This is a genomic window from Photobacterium rosenbergii (genome assembly GCF_033022775.1).
Classification (GTDB): Bacteria; Pseudomonadota; Gammaproteobacteria; order Enterobacterales; family Vibrionaceae; genus Photobacterium; species Photobacterium rosenbergii_A.
On record NZ_JAWJZI010000028.1, the window covers coordinates 15,076 to 36,116 of the forward strand.

Annotated in this window: 19 protein-coding genes; 3 read left to right on the forward strand and 16 right to left on the reverse strand. The window is 50.6% G+C overall.

Translation table 11 applies throughout. The features are described from left to right. Positions 1 to 125 precede the first annotated feature (125 nt). Positions 126 to 404: a PepSY domain-containing protein gene (locus R2X38_RS26855; protein ID WP_411185984.1), complete on the forward strand. Its 279-nt coding sequence runs from the start codon at positions 126 to 128 to the stop codon at positions 402 to 404. A gap of 85 nt (positions 405 to 489) precedes the next feature. Here R2X38_RS26855 and R2X38_RS25425 read toward each other — a convergent pair whose 3' ends face one another. The 14 genes from R2X38_RS25425 to R2X38_RS25490 all read right to left on the reverse strand — a co-directional run bounded on the left by R2X38_RS25425 (position 490) and on the right by R2X38_RS25490 (position 17,411). Then, positions 490 to 1,416 carry an aminoimidazole riboside kinase gene (locus R2X38_RS25425; protein WP_317525146.1) on the reverse strand — a complete coding sequence of 309 codons (927 nt, stop codon included), beginning with the start codon at positions 1,414 to 1,416 and terminating at the stop codon, positions 490 to 492. A gap of 178 nt (positions 1,417 to 1,594) precedes the next feature. Further along, positions 1,595 to 2,293, reverse strand: a complete 699-nt coding sequence (locus R2X38_RS25430; RefSeq protein ID WP_317525147.1) for a TetR/AcrR family transcriptional regulator — start codon at positions 2,291 to 2,293, stop codon at positions 1,595 to 1,597. A gap of 91 nt (positions 2,294 to 2,384) precedes the next feature. Continuing rightward, the gene (locus R2X38_RS25435; RefSeq protein WP_317525148.1) at positions 2,385 to 4,979 is read right to left on the reverse strand and encodes an efflux RND transporter permease subunit; all 2,595 of its coding nucleotides are present in this window, start codon (positions 4,977 to 4,979) and stop codon (positions 2,385 to 2,387) included. A gap of 3 nt (positions 4,980 to 4,982) precedes the next feature. Continuing rightward, positions 4,983 to 5,804, reverse strand: coding sequence for an outer membrane lipoprotein-sorting protein (locus R2X38_RS25440; RefSeq protein ID WP_317525149.1), 822 nt, complete (start codon positions 5,802 to 5,804; stop codon positions 4,983 to 4,985). A 9-nt stretch (positions 5,805 to 5,813) separates the two neighbouring features. After that, positions 5,814 to 7,025 carry a hypothetical protein gene (locus R2X38_RS25445; protein ID WP_317525150.1) on the reverse strand — a complete coding sequence of 404 codons (1,212 nt, stop codon included), beginning with the start codon at positions 7,023 to 7,025 and terminating at the stop codon, positions 5,814 to 5,816. Next, positions 7,013 to 7,780 (reverse strand): SDR family NAD(P)-dependent oxidoreductase, encoded by a 768-nt coding sequence (locus tag R2X38_RS25450; RefSeq protein WP_317525151.1) that lies wholly within the window; start codon positions 7,778 to 7,780, stop codon positions 7,013 to 7,015. The genes R2X38_RS25445 and R2X38_RS25450 overlap by 13 nt, the downstream gene beginning before the upstream one ends. Before the next feature lie 11 nt (positions 7,781 to 7,791). Continuing rightward, a complete protein-coding gene (locus R2X38_RS25455; RefSeq protein ID WP_317525152.1) occupies positions 7,792 to 8,550 on the reverse strand; it encodes an SDR family NAD(P)-dependent oxidoreductase in 759 nt (252 codons plus the stop codon). Further along, complete coding sequence (locus tag R2X38_RS25460) at positions 8,550 to 11,420, reverse strand: aminotransferase class III-fold pyridoxal phosphate-dependent enzyme (RefSeq protein WP_317525153.1); 2,871 nt, start codon at positions 11,418 to 11,420, stop codon at positions 8,550 to 8,552. The genes R2X38_RS25455 and R2X38_RS25460 overlap by 1 nt, the downstream gene beginning before the upstream one ends. Continuing rightward, positions 11,417 to 12,328 (reverse strand): hypothetical protein, encoded by a 912-nt coding sequence (locus R2X38_RS25465; RefSeq protein WP_317525154.1) that lies wholly within the window; start codon positions 12,326 to 12,328, stop codon positions 11,417 to 11,419. The genes R2X38_RS25460 and R2X38_RS25465 overlap by 4 nt, the downstream gene beginning before the upstream one ends. Further along, positions 12,285 to 13,565, reverse strand: a complete 1,281-nt coding sequence (locus R2X38_RS25470) for a beta-ketoacyl-[acyl-carrier-protein] synthase family protein (RefSeq protein WP_317525155.1) — start codon at positions 13,563 to 13,565, stop codon at positions 12,285 to 12,287. The genes R2X38_RS25465 and R2X38_RS25470 overlap by 44 nt, the downstream gene beginning before the upstream one ends. Beyond that, a complete protein-coding gene (locus tag R2X38_RS25475; protein ID WP_317525156.1) occupies positions 13,558 to 14,721 on the reverse strand; it encodes a beta-ketoacyl synthase N-terminal-like domain-containing protein in 1,164 nt (387 codons plus the stop codon). Before R2X38_RS25475 ends, R2X38_RS25470 begins: the two co-directional genes overlap by 8 nt. Position 14,722: 1 nt before the next feature. Further along, complete coding sequence (locus tag R2X38_RS25480; protein WP_317525157.1) at positions 14,723 to 15,973, reverse strand: beta-ketoacyl-[acyl-carrier-protein] synthase family protein; 1,251 nt, start codon at positions 15,971 to 15,973, stop codon at positions 14,723 to 14,725. A 19-nt stretch (positions 15,974 to 15,992) separates the two neighbouring features. Further along, positions 15,993 to 16,451, reverse strand: a complete 459-nt coding sequence (locus tag R2X38_RS25485) for an acyl carrier protein (protein WP_317525158.1) — start codon at positions 16,449 to 16,451, stop codon at positions 15,993 to 15,995. A gap of 360 nt (positions 16,452 to 16,811) precedes the next feature. Beyond that, positions 16,812 to 17,411 carry a hypothetical protein gene (locus R2X38_RS25490; protein ID WP_317525159.1) on the reverse strand — a complete coding sequence of 200 codons (600 nt, stop codon included), beginning with the start codon at positions 17,409 to 17,411 and terminating at the stop codon, positions 16,812 to 16,814. Positions 17,412 to 17,610: 199 nt separating this feature from the next. On the opposite strand from R2X38_RS25490, the gene R2X38_RS25495 reads away from it, so the two are divergent. Next, complete coding sequence (locus R2X38_RS25495) at positions 17,611 to 18,168, forward strand: hypothetical protein (protein WP_317525160.1); 558 nt, start codon at positions 17,611 to 17,613, stop codon at positions 18,166 to 18,168. A 57-nt stretch (positions 18,169 to 18,225) separates the two neighbouring features. Next, a complete protein-coding gene (locus tag R2X38_RS25500; protein ID WP_317525162.1) occupies positions 18,226 to 18,675 on the forward strand; it encodes a DUF3429 domain-containing protein in 450 nt (149 codons plus the stop codon). A 49-nt stretch (positions 18,676 to 18,724) separates the two neighbouring features. Here the strand turns inward: R2X38_RS25500 and R2X38_RS25505 are convergent, their stop codons facing one another. Beyond that, positions 18,725 to 20,020 carry an ATP-binding protein gene (locus R2X38_RS25505; protein ID WP_317525163.1) on the reverse strand — a complete coding sequence of 432 codons (1,296 nt, stop codon included), beginning with the start codon at positions 20,018 to 20,020 and terminating at the stop codon, positions 18,725 to 18,727. A gap of 9 nt (positions 20,021 to 20,029) precedes the next feature. Continuing rightward, complete coding sequence (locus R2X38_RS25510; protein ID WP_317525164.1) at positions 20,030 to 20,752, reverse strand: response regulator; 723 nt, start codon at positions 20,750 to 20,752, stop codon at positions 20,030 to 20,032. Positions 20,753 to 21,041: the final 289 nt, after the last annotated feature.

Here is a 21,041-nt window from a genome sequence, read left to right on the forward strand (position 1 = left end):
AAATGAAACTCGGACAGCTTTTTTGAGAATAGTGTCTTTGTCTTGAAAATAGCCCCATTCCTTCGGCGAGGCCGCTAAAAAACTGCAACCCTTACTCTTAAGTAACAAACCAAAGGGGTAAGGTTATGCCTATTCCAACTTCCGTCTTTGTGACCACACTGCTCACCGTTCTGGCTGCGTCCACGCATTCGGGCTTTACGTGCTCAACCCAACCGGAAGATGCTTGGGTACCGATAGATCAGGCGAGAAGCCATTTCATCCAAGAGGGATACCATATTCGTAGCTTCAAAAAAACACGGTCTAACTGCTATAAGCTGTATGGTTTCAATACCGACGGGAAAAAAGTAGATGTGTACTTTAACCCTGTAGACTTAAGCAAAGTCATCGAACATACACCTAGCTGAGCCTGACATGAATATAAAAAGGCCTAGCGATAGCTAGGCCCCTCAGCGCTTGGCACCGCCTTTCTTCAGGCAGTTTGCCAGGCTGTTATTCCGCCATGTACGCCGCCAGCCGCTGCGCTGTCGGCAAAGCAGTCATCGCGCCTTTGGCCGTCGTTGCCAGCGCACCGCAAGCATTGGCCTGCTTGATAATTTCAAGTAATGCGGCCTTCTCTTGCCAGTGCTCGGAAGAAACCAACCCCGCCAACAGGCCGCCTACGAACGCATCACCGGCACCCGTAGTATCAACAGGACTGACCGGCTTACCCGAGACCAGCTGCTGTTCATCCCCCTGTACAACCAACGCCCCTTTCTTGCCTTGGGTCACGATAACCAGAGGTAGCTGGAACCTGTCCTCCAGATGCGCCAGCGCCGCCTGCAAGTCTGATTTCCCGGTCAGGAACAGTAGCTCGTCATCAGAGAACTTCACCACGTCAGAGAGCGCGACAGCTTGCATCACGACTGGTTTCAATTCAGCAGGGTTAGCCCATACCTCTTCGCGCAAGTTCGGGTCAAATGACACAAAGCCACCAGCGGCCTTGATCGCTTTCATCGCATCGAGCGTTGTGCTGCGGGAAGGCTCATTGGCCAGGGCAATCGAGCATGCGTGCAGCCATTCACCCTTTGCAAAAGCAGGTACGTCATCAGCTGATGTGAATTGATCGGCACTCGGTTTGACCATAAAGGTAAAACTGCGCTCTCCTTTATCGTCCAAGTCAACAATCACCGTCGAAGTACGGTGATCGGCATCCAGCTTCATCAGATCAGTATTGACGCCCTCGGCGGCCAAGACCTGCTTCATAAATCGGCCCAGCGGATCTTGGCCAACGCGGCCGAAAAAGGCTGTTTCGCCACCAAGACGGGCAATACCTACAGCGACATTTGCCGGGGCACCGCCAGGGCACTTCAGATATGTCCCTTCCCCTTCGGGGATGAGATCAACGACCGCATCACCAGTTACCCATACTTTTGCCATTCTCTTGTCTCCCAAAATTTCAATCTGTGGTAATTATTGCTAAACCGATTTAGCTAAACAATAAAATTAGCCCTTGCTCAGGAATAAATGTGATCGGGGTTAAACTTTAGCCGGCCAGCTATATTTAGGCTTGCCCCAGCAAAGAATTTGTCAATCCGGGGCAGCCATTTAACAGAGTTCAGTAAGCAGAGTGAATTTCAGGGATTGATACGGCAAGCAACTCTTCCCGCGTCTGTTGCCAGAAGTGGTGATAATCTGCATCGCGGGTAAGCGGCTGCCAACCAAACCCGTCAAGTAAGGTATTGAGATGACTACGAGTAGCAGTTTCCAATGACGGATGGCCTATCAGCGACATCCCAAATACCATAGCGCGTATTGCATAGGCGATTTCCTCCGGGGCGGTATCATTTGGCAAATCCCCCACCAGCTGGGCCTCGCTGATCGTATCCACCAACAGGCTATTCACCTGCTCTTCAGATTCTGCATATAATTCCTGCATGGCGAATGATAGCTTTGTACTGATCTGCGGATCATTGAGTGACAATACGCAATAATGTAATCGCGGGTATTTAACCTGGATGAGTACATAAACCAAGGCGCAGCCCAATATTCTTTCACGGCTTGACCACTGACCCTCCAGCACGTTCTGCATCATGGCTTTTTGCAGCATCAAAGTCCTGATACTGAGTGCCGATATAATATCTTCTTTACAGCTGAAATGACCGTAAACCGTGCCTTTGGAGTATTCACCCACCTGTGCGACCTTCTCCATGGTGAGGGCCTTGATACCTTCATTGCGCAAAATATCATAGGCAATATCCAAAAATAACGCCTCTCGCTGCTGCCTTTCCCTTTCCTTCCTCGTTAGACTGCTCATTCCACTCCGCTATCTTCGGCGCAATGAGCGCCAATGAGTCGTTAGTTAACACTGCGGCTGCACCTTCCCTGCGAAAGTGCAGCCAATCCCATCACACCGTCTGCGGGTGTTCTATTGCCACCGCCTTATCCGTTGGGATAAGCCAAGGTGCCAGCAAAGTGATCACATACAACGACATGATACCGCTGATAAATAAAGATAAGCCAACCAAAGTTCCCAAATCAACGATAGGTTTAAATTCTGAGAACAGAAGGGCAATAAAGCCAATACTGAATACAAAGACATTCGCGATAATCGATCGGCCCGACTGCGCCAATGCCTGTATCAGCGCCTCATCAATTGACAAGCCCTGCTCGACACCATGCTTGGTCCTGAGCAGATAGTGGACTGAATAGTCGACAATCCCCAATATCAAGAACGAGATAATCGCCGTACCAATATTGAGCTCTATACCAAAGAATGCCATGGTGGCGTAATAGAAAACCACGGTGGCCGCCAACGGCAGGGTACCGACCAGCCCCATCTTCCATGACTTAAGCCACAGGCTCATGGTGAGCACCACTGTAAGGAAGGCTAATCCGATACTCAGCATCTGGCCTGATATCAGCTCATCAAGGACCGCCGTCCAGATAATCGGGGCGCCCGCCAACTTGACAGTGAGCCCCGGCGGGGTGTTTGCCTCAAGCCATGGCTTCAGCTTGTCGAGGAAGCTCTGGAACTCGCTAGCCACCGTAGTGTTCATGGTGTAGAGCATCACCGTCTTAGAAAAATCATCGTTGAGAACATTGGTCAAATCACTGCCGCCGCCATTCTCGTACATCAAAATCGACTGGCGAATAATGTCCTGCCCCGAGATGGTCACTTTCTCTACAGCACCGGTTTCTTCATCGATGTCACTGAAAGTCTCTTCGCGGTAAGGCAGGCGATCAAATTCAGAATCCATGTCATTGAGTACCAGGTTCATACGTCGTACATACCTGGCAGCCGAATAACTGAAAGTAATATTCGCCTGCTGGTGAATAAACGTCTCCAGCCTGTCGACAAACATAACGGTGTCATAATCCAGCGCGGCACCCGGCTCGCCCGCATCTATTTCGATCCAGCCCGGGCTGGTTCCGGCTACATTGCCGTTGATGAAATCGTCCGCCACGCGAAACTCGTTGTCGGCAGCAAAATAACCACTGCCCATATCATCAACATTGACCTGCAACGCCAAGACCACGAGTCCGGCCATTACGGCGGATGTCAGCACCATGAAACGCGCCCGGTAGGCGATGACAGGTTTGAAAATGGCAATCAGGCAGCGGCTGATCAAATAGGATTCACCCGACTTGCCATCCTGTGTTTGGGCTTTCTTTTTCGGGTTCAGCAAGGACAGCCAGGCAGGGATCAGCAGCAATGAGATGACCATCGCAACAAACATCCCGAAGGACATGCTGATCCCGAAGTTCTGTAAATTGCTGATACTGGTGGTCGTTGAAATGATAAAAGTCAAACAGGTCGTAATGGTGGTCAATACGACTGGCGCAGTCATCAAACGCATCGTAACAGCCACCGCCTCCCGGTTTGACTGCTCCTGCCGCCGTTGATGGTAATATTCGGCCATGACATGAATCGCATCCGAAGAGCAAATCGTGATCAGAAAGACCGGCAAGACACTGGTGATCAAGTCGACGGGAATACCGACCATCGCCATTGCCCCCATGGTCCAAATAGTACACATCACGACATTGACCATAGGAATCGCCACTCCCAGGCCGGAGCGGAAGAAAGCAACCAGAATAAAGGCAATCAGTAGCATCACCGCAGGCAGCAAGGTGCCCAAGTCACGGTCCATGATTTTCTTCTGTTCGGCAAAAAATACGGGCACACCACCAATATAAACCTCATCCTCAAGCGATGGATTTGCCGCTTGGTATTCATCCACCAAACGGCTAATAGCTTCATAGGCTCTGAGCTGGCCCTCAGCATCGTCTTGCAGCACACTGACTTCGATCACGACCAACCCAACATGACCCGCCTTATCAACAACCCCCATTTCCATCAGCTCATTCTTCATGATTGCCTTTTGGATGTCACCCGGGTTACTGTCTTGTTGGTTCAAGGTAATGCTTGCGCGCAGGGTTCCATCAGGTTCGAGGAAGACATTTTCTGTCGCCGACATACCGGCCATTTCCCGGACCGGATCCAAACGCTCGGCCAGCACCCGGAGGTATTTCAAATCCGATGCCGACAGAGACTGCCCGTGTCCATCAGCGACAAACTGTCTTATTGCCGCCGCATCGCTCTGGCCAAGCCCCTCTGCCAATACACCGGAAATCAATGCCTCTAACTCAGCCAAGCCGGAATAGTTATCCTTGAACAGCGACAGCCTATCGATGTCGGACTGATCAGCCAGCATGATTTTGCGCGACGCTTGGGTCAGGCTGAAAATCGCATTCAAGCTTTCCTGATTGAAAATCGTTTCTTTGTTGTAGAGTGCGATAAGAATAGAGTCGTAGGTCCCCGTAAACTCCTCCCGCATTTCCAGCAAACTACTTCTTGCCGGGTGGGTTTCTGGCAATAAGTATGGGTTACTGTCTTCGGTTAAATACCCTATTTGATAAGTAAAAAAACCCGTAATCAAAACCAACAAAAATATAATTGATTTTGCATATCTGGACACAAAATTAATATAATCGTTCATGACTTATCCTTCATCTCCCTGAATTACTTCCTTAATAGAAGATATCTTCAATCCATTTTTTAAAGCTCTCTTACTGAACTTTTTATTATCCAAACCAACGTTGTATTCTAAGTTGTTAAATATCATTTCTGATGAGGTGTTATTAACCAAATTTACTGTTTTTGCATTCGTGACTGTCCAAATCCCTTGGATAGCTTCAACCTCTACCGCCTCTTGACGTTTAAACAGAACATCCTTGGCATCAAAATATTCACTCCGGACAAATATATCCCGCTCTTTGTCGACCCAGCGTGTCACTTTGTGGTAACCCGTTTTGTTAATTACATCTTGAGAGGCGGGCGTTTGCACTATAACCCAAGTGTCTCTTCCGTTAATGGTCTCCTCTCCGATCACTGTCGATTGGTAGTCGCTAACGCGGATCTTATCCATGTCATAATAAGAGAAGGTGCTGCCCATGAACGACCCACGCTTGTCGTTAGAACCTATGCGGCGTATTTTTCTAAACGCGGGTAAATACAGCCATTGGTCATCCGCATTACCCGTCTGCTCGGGATAGGTATACATAAGAAAGCTTACTCCCCGGACATCAACTGAGTCATAGAAGTATATATATGTCATTTCTTTGTCATCGCTATCTTTTTGCAACATATACATGTTTCTCGGCCTGACATCACCATCCGAATTGATTAAATTCAATTCTACATCTGACACATATGAATACCCATCATCACGGTCACGAACGGCAGTCAATATACTGTCGGCATCAGGAGCTGCATGCGACAAGAATGAGCTAAACAGTAAAATGGCTAAAATTCCCTTTTTCATTTTATCACCTTAAAAATAATAAGTTGTTGAGACCCAAACCCTGTCATTGCTTTTATATTGACCAAAAAAGTTGGTTTTCTCGCCATTAAGCAAGTCAACATTAAATTGCATTTTCCAGTCACTCGCCGGAACATAGGACAGTTTCATTTGGTATAACCCGCCTCCCCCATTGGAGTCAGCATAGCTTGCGGCAAATCTCGCCGTTAATTTACTGGCAAACAAGCTGCCTTCAGCCGAGAGGGTATAGATGGCATCTGACTCAGGAACGGCAAGCTGTGACTGCCAACCGCTGATATACCTGTCTGACACTTGGCCCGTTATCAGCCAATCACGGTAGAGGTAATCAATACCAAGCAGTCCCTGGGTCGTGTTGTGCTTCTCACGTTCAAAAGAAAGGGTGCCGTAGCTTTGCTGGTAGAACCACGCTAATTCGGTGCGAAAAATGAAATCCCCAGCCGAAAATGACAAGCTATTCCCCAACATGCGCTGGTTGTAATATTGGCCGGCTAGCGGCCCCCCTCCACTAACCAAAACAGGGTCATCCTGATAACCAGAAAAACCATAAAAACTGGCATCCGCATCATACAGAATCGTCGAGAAACGAAAGCCGAACTCGCTACCACTTGGTTCATCAAGCGGGATCCCATCTAAAACAGGCATCGCGAATTCGCTGCCGCTTGCCGCTAGTTGATTAGGCTCGGATTCAAATACCCACAGCAACTCCACGTCCCAGTCACCCAGAGTAGACTCAGTACGCAGCATAGGTTGGCTGATCCGGTAATCGTCAATATCAAACAACACAAAATCTTTGAGATCTAATGGATTGACAACATCGGTTACCCGAAGGTCGTCGGCCTCCCCCCAGACGACTTTCTGGTATCCCAGGTAGAAGGACCACATGTTCCAGCCCCAAGACAAATACGCTTCATCTATCCATCCCCTAGTGCCGTACTCGTCGCGAGCTTCACGGCTGTATTGATTATTCCAATCAAACACCGCGTCGTATTGCAGCTCTCCGTCAAAGTTCAAAGACAGAGAGTCGCCGTAGTACTCCAGCTTCAGCCCCGCTGCATTCACTTGGGAGGTCAAGGTTTCACTACCATGCAACCGATATGATGCAGCAATCGATACCCTGGGCTCCACATACCACTCGCTGGCTTGTACCCCCTGGGCTATCATCCCCCCCGCTACCAGGCTGCTAAACGCCGCTAAACGCCACATCCGAAACCTCCGTCGATGACAATTCCCTGTGCCGTGATCATCGCCGCCGCCGGTGAAGTAAGGAATGCCACGGTATCGGCCACATCAGAGTCTTTGACTAGCTGTTTTAGGGGGATCCGCTTTTTGATTTGGCGGATCATCCGCTCCACGGAGATCCCCAGGGCATCTGCCTGAGGGGCTAACTCACGTCGCAACATTGGGGTATCCACCCAGCAAGGCATGACAGCGTTTACCGTGATTTTTCTGGGGGCCCAGTCCAAGGCCAGGCTTTTCACCAGCCCAAGCAAGCCGTGCTTGGACACACAATACGCCGAGTTTGCCACTTTCCCAGCCTTGCCAAGTACCGAGGATAAGATCACCACTCTGCCACCAGCATTCAGAGAGGGCTCAACGGCGGCAAGCAAGCGTTGGGTCGCATGCAGGTTGACATCCAAGACCCTGTCCCAAACCGACTGTTGGCCAATTTGGTTTTCATTGCTCAGCGCATGGCTGATCACGACCTTGTCAATGCCCGCTTCGCCCTGGCAAAAATCAGCCACCGCAGCCTGCATGGCCGGACGGTCTGCCAGATCCAAGCAGCAAAAAGTAATACGGCTTAGTTCTTCATCGGTCAGCGACTTTTTCATGGCGTCCAACCCAGACTGGTCGATATCAATCGCCACGATATGGTGCTCAGCCCGCTCCAGCTCCGATTTCAGCACCGCCGCACCAATACCACTCGCCGCCCCGGTAATGACCACTTTCCCTTTCATCATTCTTCCCCCTGCTACCCCAGTGTAATTCCACCATCAACAGTCAGTACCTGCCCTGTGATGTAGTGGTTTTCAGGTCGGGCCAAAAACAGTACCGCCGCTGCGATATCGTTCGGTTCACCGAACGTCCTAGCCAATAGGCGCTGTTTTAATTGCTTCTCGAAGTTACCTAACAACTCACCTGCCATTTCTGTTTTGATAACCCCAGGCGCTACTGCATTGACCCTGATCCCTTTCTTTCCGACTTCCACTGCCAGCGCCCGTGTTAACGCTTCGACGGCCCCCTTGGACGCGGCATAATTGGTCTGTCCCTTATTGGCCTTGGTAGCCGTGATTGAAGAGAGATTGATGATGCTGCCACACCGTGCAGGCAACATTAATTTGACCGCTTCGCGGCAAAAAAGCAGGGTGCCGACCACATTGGTTGCCAGCACATCGTCCATATCTTTCTTTTCCATACTGACCAACAGGCCATCTCGTGTCTGGCCGGCGTTATTGACCAATACATCCAGCCGGCCAAACTGCTGCTCTATCTTTTCGAAAAAGCCCAGCACGGCAGACTCGTCACTGACATCCAAGCGGCTCGCAACCACCCGACTTCCCGCAGACTCGGCTTCAGCCATCAGCGATAAGGCTTCAACATCATTACTGCGGTAGCAAAACGCGATATCGTAGCCTTGGCCAATAAACGCCTGAGCAATACTGCGCCCAATCCCACGCGTCGCCCCGGTGATAACGGCTACCGGTCTCGCGTTGTTTTCATTCCTTTCCATTACATCGACTCCGATACCTTGACGCTTCCCAGCGTCATTCCATGCTCACGCGCTCTCTGGGCAATCCATTTCACTTGTGCCTTGGATAAGTTGCCGTATGAATAGTGGGTGGGGTACTGCTCCATACCCAGCACTACCGTTTCTGCCATGCAGGCATAGATTTGGCCTTCGTCAAGATAGGCCCGCACTCGGGGATCCAGGCTTTCGCTATGGGGTGTTTGGACAATTCCTCCCCGGATACACCGAATATCGGGGCGCTCCTGAAGCGCGCTGTCAGAGAGGTTATGCGGCACTGCGATATCACAGACAATGGCATTTTGCTGAATGGTACCGATATCAATAAAGGCATCGGAGGCGTTCGATGCACAGATAACCGTATCAGCCAGGCTGACGGCACCAAGATCCGTCGAAACCCGTACCGGTGCATCAGCCAAATGCTCCTGGCACCAGTCAAAGATGGTTTCCCCCACGGCTCTACCCGAAGTGGCTTGCAATCTGGCGGCAATCGCTTCTTTGTGCGGCCGGAGGGCGGATGCAATTCCCCGCCCCGAAAGCCCTTCACTCAGCAGCGTTTCCCACGCGGCTTGATAGGTTTGGTAAGCAACTTTCAGCAGGCGTTTTTCCGAGCCTTGCCGCCCACTCCCGACCAAAATCAGTTGCTGGCAGTGCTCAGCGGCAAGAAGACTATAGACCGAACCGATATTGCCGGCAGCCCCTATGACCGCTGCTGTTTTACAGGGCTCCCCACGCTGCTCTGCTGCGTTAAGCAATGCTTCGTGAGCCATGGCAATGGTCAGCGCATTCCCCGTTGTCAGGGATATACCGGCCGTTTGCGCCGCCTTCCCGTTATTCATCACTATGGATGTAAACATCCCCAGCCCGGCATGCGTACAACCGTCCGCTTTTGCGGCCGCCAACCTTTCGTCTATCGCGTGGCGAAGTGGCTCAAGCTGGCTGCCTTCAAGCTGCTCGCTGATTTGCTGGGAGGTGGCATTGATGGGATACAAGACAAAGTCCACACTTTGCCCTTGGGTGGAGCGTATCCTGACCGGTGCAAAAGGGGCTACCCGTTTGTCAAAGGCGAATCGCCTGACTAGCTCATCACATTGCGCATCTGTCCAATGCTGAAGGGAAGCGTCGACCTGCCGCAGCCAGTCGCTGGAAATAAGGTGGTTTACAAACGCCACTTTGCTATCGGCCGGCATTGAATAGTCAACATCAAGACCGAGCGTCGAATACCAAGAGCGGAAATCTTTGGGCTCACGTGTCGGATGAGGCTCATCATGCACCAGAAAATGCATCAAGAAACCTGTATCTTGGTACCTCATCGCCAGACACACGCGGTCAAGAGCATAAAGCAGCTCATCGATCTGCGGCTGGGTAAGCAAAATTGTTGGTTCGATCCGAAGCACACTGCCGGCACTGGCCGGAGGGGCTACCCTTATCCCGTACTCATTGAGCAAATGACCGGTGAGCAAATAGCCCAACGCGCCCTGGTAGGCCGAGGTACGGATCAAGTGCGCAGGGGCATTCTCCTGGGAGTGGAATTCGATACCGAGCAGCAACCCTTTTCCTCGAATATCCTTGATGACATCGGGATAGCGGTGGTGAAGCCCCTTGAGGGCGCCAAGCAGGAGCTCTCCCAGATCACGTACCTTAGCAAGGACGCGCCCCTCTTCCTCAAAGAGTCGATCCAGGTAGGCCGCGGCCAGTTGGCAGGACATTTCGTCCTCGGCAAAGGTTGAACTTTGCAGGATATCAAAGCCATCAGCGTATTGGCCCGAGCGGATTGCAACGACCCCAAGCTTAGACAGCCCCGCCCCCAGCGCCTTGGACAGGACGACATAGTCAGGCTTCAGACCTATTTGGCTACCGGCAAGCAATGAGCCGCACCGACCGCTGCCGGACTGCACCTCGTCAGCAATCAGCGGGCAGCCTAGCTTATCCCGGACCCGGTGCAATACCTCCGCATCAGATTCGGTTAGCACATAGACCCCACCTTCACCCTGTACCGGCTCTGCCAATACTGCAGCTACCCGCGGCACTGGGACGCCTGCAAGCTGCCAGCCGCTTTTGGTTTTCTTGGGGAGCAACAGCTCGGGCAGCGCAATCCACGCCTCCTCCCCCCGGCACAGGGCATCGAGCTGGGCGATCGAGGCAAATTCCGTTCGCAGGCCTAAACGACGGAAAGGCTGTCGATACATGGCGCCGTGCGTCAGCTGGATGGACGTCGTTAGCTTGCCGTGGAAAGCGTGGTTCAGGGCAATAAAAACCGGAGGTTGCTGCAATACGTTCGCATTGTAATCTCGTATATAGGCCAGCAACTTATCGCGGGAGGCCCCCTGCAACGTTGGGTGGGCCTGCGTTTGTTCTTCAGAGAGCGACAGGGACACCTCCTCCCCTTGCTCCCAAGCAAGAGCGGCTTGTTCCAAAGCCCGCTCCGACTGTTGCGAGAGCAGATCCAATTTATGACCGCGGATCATTTCGCTGTGCTTGATGGCTATTTCGACACTTTCAGCCCCGGTAGAGGTATACGCGCAGCGGAAATCATCCGGCCAGCCAGTTTCTTTCTTCAACAGCGGCTGCAACTTCTCAGCCAAGCCCCCTGCCCCGCTGCGTATAGAAAATTGGTGATGCATGGGGGTATCGGCTTGCAGTAACTCTATGGCCCGCTGCTTGAGGGCGGGGTCATTGTGGCCAAGCAGCACCGCACCGTATCCGCCCAGCAGATCCAGCACGGCTTTTTCGCCCCCGTGGCTATCTTTGTAGTAAAGGTATTGGCCCTGCGCACGGTGATAGGTTTTGTCCAGCCCGATACTCATCAGGGCACTAGATAATGATGGCTTGCAGTATTGCAAATAGTGGTTCATGTGAAATTCCTTTTTAGAACAGCCAGCGCTTTGCGCGTCTTGCCGCTGCCTGACTCAACAGCCCATCTCCCCTCGAAACGATCGTCAGCCAAGTGCTTTATGGTCTGTGCTACGGACATCACAATGCCCGCCCACTCCAAACCTTTCTGCTCACGGAAGTGAGGCCCGTCAAGCGGGCAACTCGTCGGCGGCTTGTGGGAGGAATAGTCCTCCAGCCATGCCTGCACGCTTGCACCACGCTCTGTCGCATGGCTTTCGGATTCGAGAATCAACACGGCTGCGCCTGAATGTTCCGCATTAGCGGGAAATGGCTTCTGCTCGGCAACGGCTGAATAACAATCCTCAGCGCAGCCGGAAATCACCACGATGGCCACATCCGCATACCCTGCTTGCAACTGGAAGAATGCTTCATCCAGTGCCGCCGCAGACCCAACCTGATCCCTGATGAACGCCACCCCGTCATTTTTCAGCTTCCAGATCTGGCTGATGATGCCGACCAGGTTGTTGCTCAAAGCCCGGGTAATGAGAAAGGGGTTCACTTGCCGCGACTGCCACAGCGTCGCTATCAGAGATGGATCACCATCGCGATCCCACCCCTTTAGAGCATCGACAAAGTCATCAAAATCAGGGTGCTGGTAACCACTTTGCGAGGTGTACAAGGTAGCCTTTTCACACAGAGCCTGCTGCCCGAGGGCACTCATCTCAATCGCCAACTGGCATGCCCTTACGGCCGCGGGGATCGATCGGGCCGAAAAGCGCCGTAATTTCCTCGGGATCAAAGCTAGTTCAGGCTGTTCCTTTCCGGCTGAGCTAGGCTCTGCCCCGGGCAGCACCACACCCACCCCGGTGACAGCAATTGCAGATTTATTCATTGTAAATACCCAATACCAAGCAGGAGTTGATGCCACCAAAGCCGAATGAATTCGACAGGCAATGTGCGAGTGAGAGTGGCCGAGAAACTTCCGGGACATAGTCTAAATCGCAGAGAGGATCCGGCGATTGCAGGTTAATCGTTGGGGGGACGAGGCCGTGGTAAATCGCCAGAACCGTGGCTACCGCTTCCGGCGCCGCGGCCGCCGATATCCAATGCCCGATCATTGATTTGGTGGAGGACACCAAAGGCAATGACGCAGTATTCCCCTCCATTTCATCGCCCCGGCCGAATATGGCTTTGATGGCCGCTGTTTCTATTTTGTCATTGAGCGGAGTAGACGTGCCGTGGGCGTTAACATAATCAATCGCCTCAGCAGCCAGTCCTGCATCAGCCAATGCTTTTTCCATTGCGGCTTGTGCCCCTTTGCCATCAGGACGAGGTGCCGTGACTTTATAGGCATCCATAGAGCTCCCGTAACCTTGTACCTCTGCATAGATCCTTGCTCCGCGGGCCCTAGCAGAAGCCTCGCTTTCCAGCAGCAGGTAAGCGCCGCCTTCTCCTGCAACGAGGCCAGCACGGTCTATATCAAAGGGGCAGCAAAGTTGAGCGCCCTTACGGTTTCCCGTGGCCGTCGCCCCCAGTAAGTACAGGCCTGACATCGTTCGGGCATTTAGTACCGAATCCGCCCCGCCAGCCAGGGCCTGCTGAATCTCACCCCGCCGTATTGCCTTAAAGGCGGCACCGATTGCCTGAGCAGCCCCAGCGCAAGCTCCGTTGATATTCACAACCGGCCCAGTTGTCCCGCATTGCTTGGCGATCTGAATACTCAGGTTGTCATTGCCACTGCGCAGGGCCGAAAACTGGTTGGCTTTTGTTACCACGCCTTGTTGCGATACGGTTTGGATACCATGATTGTTAACCTGAACAAGCTCGTCATCATTGATTTCGGGCACACCGCTGCAGCTGAACACCCCGACGCCGTTACCACAATCGATGCCTGCATCGACCAATGCTTGCTGTGCAGCCAGCGCTCCAAAAAGTGTGCGCCTCTCCAGAGGCTCGTCACACGGCTGCCAATCAGGAAATGCCTGCATGAGATCAAGCATATTGATACCCGCCGCATATTGTACGGGGAATTCTGTCCCTGCCACGCTTGGCCACTGCGAGATCCCACTTCGGCCCGTAGAAACCGCCTGCCAAAAGTCTTCCAGCTGAAAACCAAAGCTGCTGATCACCCCCATTCCGGTGATCACAACCTTTTGATCAATCATCCTTGGCTCCTTTTCTGTTGCCTTCCGCCTCTTCCGCAGCTGCCACATCCCCAACAAGGGCAAAGACCTGCTGCCCCAGCAAGCCGTAACAAGCCACCACGACATGCCGGCAATCGCCAACATCACAGTCGACGGTCTCGAGCGCCCCTTGCTCGTTACTCATCAATGTCTGCCGTTTAATGATTTCCAACGCGAGGTTCAAACCCACCACGGAGCCTGCCGGCCCCGCTGTGCCGATCTGCCTGTCCAGCAACAAATGATGAGCGTCGGGATAAAAGCGGCGGCATTGCTCAGCCATCTGCTGCGCGACTTCGGGATGGCCGACATGGATAATTTGCCGCAATGGGCCGGAAGATTGGCCCGCCAGCTGAGGGGACAAATGCAATGACATGAGGTCAAGCGCAGCGTGGTTTACCTCGAAGCTGGCGCTAAACCCCCGCTGTACTCCCAACAAACACCCTTCCGCCAAATCCGGATTGCAACTGAGCAAAGCTGTCGAGACCGCCTCCGCGGGAAACCAAGCCTGTTTAGCAAACGTCGACAGGGCCGACTGGTATGCAAGGAAATACCACGGGGAAATTTTGGGGCTACCTCCAGACACCAAGGCCAACTCACACTGCCCTTCGCAGAGATTGAAATAGGCTTCTGCAATAGCATTCCCCCCGGCATCAGCATGGGGCGAGTACACCCCGTTAACCCCGGTGATCTGCAACAGCTCCGCAATATGGCTGGCAGTAGTCGAGTTGAGCAAAGTCAGGCCTGAAAGGGGCTTGATTTGAGATAGCCCTTCGCTGGCAAGCTGATTGTAATCACCGTGGAACACGATCTGCTCGCCATCATCATCACAATCCACAGTGCCAAGCCCGAGGAATAGGCCGGTGTTTCCATCAGCGAGTTGCTCGCCCATAAGCTTCCGCCAACTGGTGACACTGTTTTCTATGACCCAGCGGGATTGCTTCTCCGAGGTCTTGCGAACTATTCGGGAAACCCCTACTTGTTTAAGCTCCGTATCTCCCAAAAAGGCTCCCTGGCTTGCCAGCCCCAAGCTCATCTTGCTATCAAGGGCTGTGAGCGGCAGAGGGGTTGGCGAAAAGAACACCTCCCACCCAGCACCTCCCGGTAACTGTTGTTGCCCTTGTCTTATATATACCGCCATATCAAGGCCCCTCCTTTGAAAAGATTAAGCAGCAGTTTTCTCCACCAAATCCAAAGGAGTTACTCAAAATATGGTTGATTATTTGGGGACTTCCCTGCTTGACAATATTCAGGCTGGGCTCTTCCGGCTTCGATTCGGAAAAGTTGAGTGTCGGCAGCACTTGCTGCTTTGCAATACAGAGAACGGATAACACCGCTTCTATGGCACCGCTGGCCGCCAACGAGTGACCGAGTGCTGATTTGGTAGACGTTACCGAGGTCGAATCAGGAAACAAAGAGGCTATCGCACGCGATTCTGCCTGATCATTACTGACTGTCGAGGTACCATGAGCGCTGATATGGTCAATCGCATCCGGCGGCAATTTCGCGTCGGCCAGCGCCATCTCAATGCAATCACGGTACAGGCTGCCATCAGGGTTTGTCGCCGTTAACTTGTAGGACTCGATTTGCCTCGCAGCCCCGCGAATGTAAGCCAGTGGTTGTTTTCCCCGACGTTTGGCATGCTCCGCATTTTCCAGAATCAAAAATGCGGCTGCATCGGCCAGCACGCAACCCGCCCGGTCTTTATCAAAGGGCCTGGATGTTTGCTCCGGGGTAGGAAAAACGGTATTACTCGTCGCACCGAGTTTAGTAAATAACAGCTGCATAATGGGTTGTGTCCCTATTTCAGCAGCGCCGCAAATAGCGATATCTAACTGCCCTTGCTGAATACGGCGGTAGCCAGACGTTATTGCCGCCGCCCCAGCTGCACACGCATCACCAAACACTGAAATAGGTCCTTCGAGCCCCAAACGGGAGGAGAGATAGTCTGAGACTTTATCAGGATTTAAGTACTCTAATCGCTGCAATACATGTTTTCTTTCTTCTGCAGAGATATTTTTATTCTGGTAAACATCCCATAGGATATTTAAGTCTTGATTGTTTGGGAATAATTTATTTATACCAAAAAAAAGTCCGGCCTTTTTTAAACTATCAACTTTAATTCTAGCCGAATTAACTGCCTGCGTAACCGCATCAAATGCAATATAATTACATTCATGGCTGTATTCACTGCTTATATTATATTTATCTTTTAATTTAGAAATAACCGACTTGCTTATTGGTGAGCTAACAACATTATCGATACCTAACACAGAAAGCCGAGCATCCTTTTTTATTGTTGACTCTCCATTATACAGTGCCAGGAATTGCTCTTCAGCACCGAGGTAATCTCCAGTTACAACCCCGAGCCCAGTTACGGCAACAGTTTCCATGATAACCCTTAAGTTCCTGTTAAACAGTATCTTTTAATTTTTCACAAAAACTAGACACGTACTGCTGAATAACCACCTCCCCAGCAAGGCCACTCTCTTTTATAGCAAAACTGACACTTGCCCAATTCGAGACTGTCGTTGACACATACACATCTGTCAGGCTAGCACCTTCAAATACATGCTCAGCAGAATATTTAAATGGACTTTGCTGCAACAACTGAGCCCCGTGCTCCGTCAGACGCTCATTCATGACAAAAAGACCGTCTTCCCCAGATAACTCTGTGGCATAAGCAATAACACTTTTCTGTGGCATTTGAACTTGAAAAGCTTTGCCTAGCGAAAAGGATAAATCGACAATATCGAGTGAGTCTGCCCCTAAATCATCCACTAGTGCATCATTGAAGCCTACTTCATCCAGCTCAAGTTCTAAAACCTCGGCAATAACTTCAATCACTTTTTCTTTAAATAAAGTATCCATTTAAAATCACCAATTAAATATAAGTAATTTTTTGACGACGCGTCAAAAATCAACTGAAAATTACAATAGAGATGACTTAAAAACAATGTAAATATCATTACAATCAGCTGATTGTAATATTTGTACGACACTCTTATCATAAGATGGAAATTAACAAACTTCTCAAAAGCAAATTGGCGTGATCTGAGCCAAAAAAAATGAAAGTCGTTGAAAAAAAACGCCCCGTTTCTTTCAAAACGAGGCGATTTCGTATTTAGGCTGATACCCTGTGACTTCAAGGTGCAGGATTAAGAGCCTCATCAGTGAGGTCAGTTCAAGGAAAATAACCGAATAGAATAGCGAGTCTATAAACCAAGTAAATTATTCGATTTTTTCATAAGTGCTGTGCATTTCTTCCGGTGCAATACCGTAACCACCGTCCGTCAGATAACCATCTTTATACACTTTCATACCGGCATCATTCCAATCGACATCGATAACAGCGGTTTCGCCATCAAGGCTTCCCAACAGGCTCAGAATATCTTCAGTGATAGGGATAGCTTTTATGCTTTTCACCCTTTTGAACGACATAAAAGTATCAAACATCGGCAGTTCACCATAAGTGGACTGCCATGTTTCTTTGGGAACCAGCCACTCGTTATAAACAGCACCAACAACGGGTGCTGGATTACGGGCAATCACTACTTCATCCGTTACCGTGTTTTGGGTTTCCAATACCGGCTTACCATCTTCACCAGCCACATAAGTAGGTAATTGCTTGCCCATTTCAACCTTATGAGGAAGCCTGCCCAAAGTAACGGCTTTCTTACGGTATTCTCCTGCATCATCAAACTTTTCCATAATTTCCGGCACAGCCTGAAACGAAACAGGGGCTGATTTCGACTCAAGATCTGTTGAAGCAAAAACAGACCAAGAGGAAAGAAGTGCAAAAGTGCATGCCGCAAGAGAAAGCTTTCTCATTTTTAATCTCAACAGTAATCAAAACGGGGATATAGTAATGCCTCAGAGGCCCATATGTCATGCATTAACAACACAATCTTCACAAATGCACTCAATAATGACATCCATCAAACATAGATATACATATCGTTGCATCATTCAGCTATTTATTGGATGATGAAAATACTCACCAATACCCTATTGGCATACGGAGGTGGTAATGGACAATCATGCTTCTTGGCTAAAGTGGCTGCTGCATGCAATGACACTTGCCCCTTTAGCTCACCTTGCCATCGGCTTACCAGTTTATTTCATCTTGTTTTCTGGTTCCGTCGTCTATGCTGTTGGCCTTTTCTTATTCGCTGTCGCTAGTATTCTGCCTTTTGAGTTTATCCACTCGCTAGCACTCACCTATGCTGTTTCTGGTAAATTACTGATTGGTTTCACCCTTTACCAAGGTTGGCCACTTCCACTTGTCAGCCTGATCCCCGCCTTGTATCTCACCGCCCTACTTGTCCTGCACTACAAGCTAAGGGAGACCAATTTCAGGGCATGGGTTGCTTACTTAATTGAGAATGTTTGGCGTTCGATACTGCTTTCGCTCGCCATCATGCTGATTGGGATTACAGTTGGATTATCCGTTCACTTTTGTGCCCTAGTCTCGGGGCTGTTTGCAGCGGCCTACCTCTTTTACCGGGCATGCCATTTCTATGTACCGCTATGGAGCCAGGTGCTCAGGGCATATCTCAATAAAACGCCCAACCATCACAGCTCTTAAACTATAGTGCATCACTTAAGCTATGCTTTTTAAAAGCAAATAATGAGGGATCGCACTATGTCTTCTACACCCAACCAAATCATGACCCGGCTGGCATATTTAGGCTTGGTGCCGTTTGCACTCAGCCTGCTCTGTATCTGGGCAGATAAATCCATGTTTGGCCTCAGTCCTCACAAGGTCTTTATTGCCTACAGTGCAGTTATCTTGAGCTTTCTTTCAGGCATTTTATGGGGCAATGCCATTGACCATATGAAAACCAGCCTCAGCCGCAATGCCTTGTTGCTCAGCAACCTGTTTGCCTTGATCGCCTGGGGCGTTTTGCTCCATTCACCGGAGAGCTATGTATGGTCGGTGCTGGTTCTGCTATTTGGTTTTGTCGCTATTTGGTTTGCTGAAAAGAAAATACGGGAGGTAGAAAAAGAAAATAGCCCGGCAGACTACCAGCCGATGCGCAACAAGCTCACCGGGATTGTCGCCTTCTTCCATCTTGTTGCGCTAGCCAGTTAAAGTGATTAAAAAAGAGGAAGCGAATCCTTCCTCTAATGTTATAAGAGCATCAAGCGACATGGCACTTTGCCTGCGGCAAGCGGATAGTGAACCTCGCGCCGCCGCACTCACTTTCGCTGATCTGAATTTCCCCCTGATGCAATGCGACAACCTGGGCAACGATGGCCAACCCCAGCCCATGTCCCCCAGACTGCCTGTCACGGGAAGTCCCCACTCGGTAAAACGGTTTGAGGACATTTTCCCTCTCACTCGGCGGTATACCGCAGCCGTCATCATCGACTTGAATAATCAGCGCTCCCTGTTGGCAAAACGCTTTTACAGAAATGCAGTGTTTCGCGTAGCGGAAAGCATTTCGGATAATGTTGGACACCGCCCGTTCTAGATGGTGGGCATCAACATCAAAATAGCATTGTGACGGGCACTCCAAACTCAGTGCCTGCTTGGTATCCTTCTGGCAGTGGGCAATCGTCCGCTGCAGTACCTCGGCTACATCCTGCTGCTTGAGCTGCAATGTCACCCCAGAGCGCTCCATCTTGGCAAAGTACAGCAGCTCTTCAATCAGTGACTCCAGCTCATCGATATCATCATAAATGCCAGCCAGATACCCTTTTTGCTCGGCATTCAACGCCGACTCTTCCAACAGATCCAGTTGACATTGCATCCGGAAAATTGGGGTTCTTAGCTCATGGGCAATGGCGTTGGTCAGATGTTTGTGGCTTTGGATCAATTCAGAGATTTTATCGGCCATTTGATTAAAACGAGCATTGAGTCGGCCAACCCGGTCACCGGCTTTCTCCGATGCCCGTACTTTGAAGTCGCCATCAGAAAAGGCCATGGTGGCCTCCTCCAATTTGCGGAAGCGCCCGGATAACAGCCTCAGCATGATCGCACTATAGAGGGCAAAAGTGGCAAAAAAGGAGGCCCACAAAAGTTTGACTTCCAAATCCAGCATCTGCCAGAGATCTTGCTCCACATCCGGCTGAAGGTAATACACCCACTGCTGATCACCGTAGACAACCCAATACTCGTTTTCATTCTCAAACAGCGCACCGCGACGGCTCAGCTTATTGCGATCCGATTGGGTAAAACCAACTTCATCCCAGCTAAATTGCTGATAGGTCAGGTGGCTTTTCTCAGCATACCCAGCCAGCAATTTATCTGCCTGGGCCTGGCCTCGCTGAGCGGCAACATCATCCAGGATTTGCATGACGCTGGAAACGTGGCTGATTTCCAGTTCGGCTTCGTAGTCAGTTGTCAGCTCTTGAGTTACAAAGGAAAAGGCCAAAATGCAGAGGAAGAACAGGCCTGACAACCCAACAAAAAACTCGAGATAGAGACGCTTCATAATACCTACCTACCAACGGTCAGGTACGAATAAATATCCTTTTCCGCGTACTGTAATGATCTTCCTTGGTAGCGACGGATTATCGCCCAACTTCTTGCGCAGGGTGACAATCTTGTTGTCGATGGTACGGTCTAGGCCATCATATTTGATGCCTCGGGTTTCCATGACTAAGAATTCCCGTGTTAGCACTTCATCAGGATGGCAGGCCAGCAACCACAATAAGTTAAACTCACTGTCAGTCAGGCTCACCACCTCACCATTCATTTCACAGTTGCGGCTACGATGATTCACCGTCAGAGAGCCATATCGATGCTCCTGCTCATCCGATGGCGCTGACTCGTTCTCACCAGCTTGAGCCGGATGCGCACTATTTAATTCACGCCGCAGCAGCATTCTGATCCTCGCCAGCAATACCCGAGGCTTGATTGGCTTGTTGACGAAATCATCGCCACCGACTTCCAGCCCGGCGACATGATCAATATCGTCATCACTCGCCGTCAGAATCATAATTTTACTCTGTACCTTGCCACGGATCTTGCGGCAAATACTCAACCCATCCATACCAGGCAGCATAAGATCCAATACCACTAAATCCGGTTGGTGGTTAATGATCACATCAGGCGCTTCCAGCCCATCATGTACGGTGATCACTTCAAACTGCTGCTGCCGAAGGTAATTTGCCAATAGCTCACACAGCTTCTCGTCATCCTCGACCAACACAATCTTTAACATGTAACCAACCCACACCAAATAAAACAACGTTCAAAAAGAGAGGATACACAATTTACGCCACTATTTCGATAGATGATGGGATCAACTTCACCTTGCAGGCAGAATCCGCGACTTTACATAACATGAAAGAAACTGGGGCAGGCAAAAGTGCGCAGCACTTTCGGGAGCATTAAATACGAAAAAGCCTGACGCTTTCGCATCAGGCTTAAATCAGTGGCGGAGCGGACGGGACTCGAACCCGCGACCCCCGGCGTGACAGGCCGGTATTCTAACCAACTGAACTACCGCT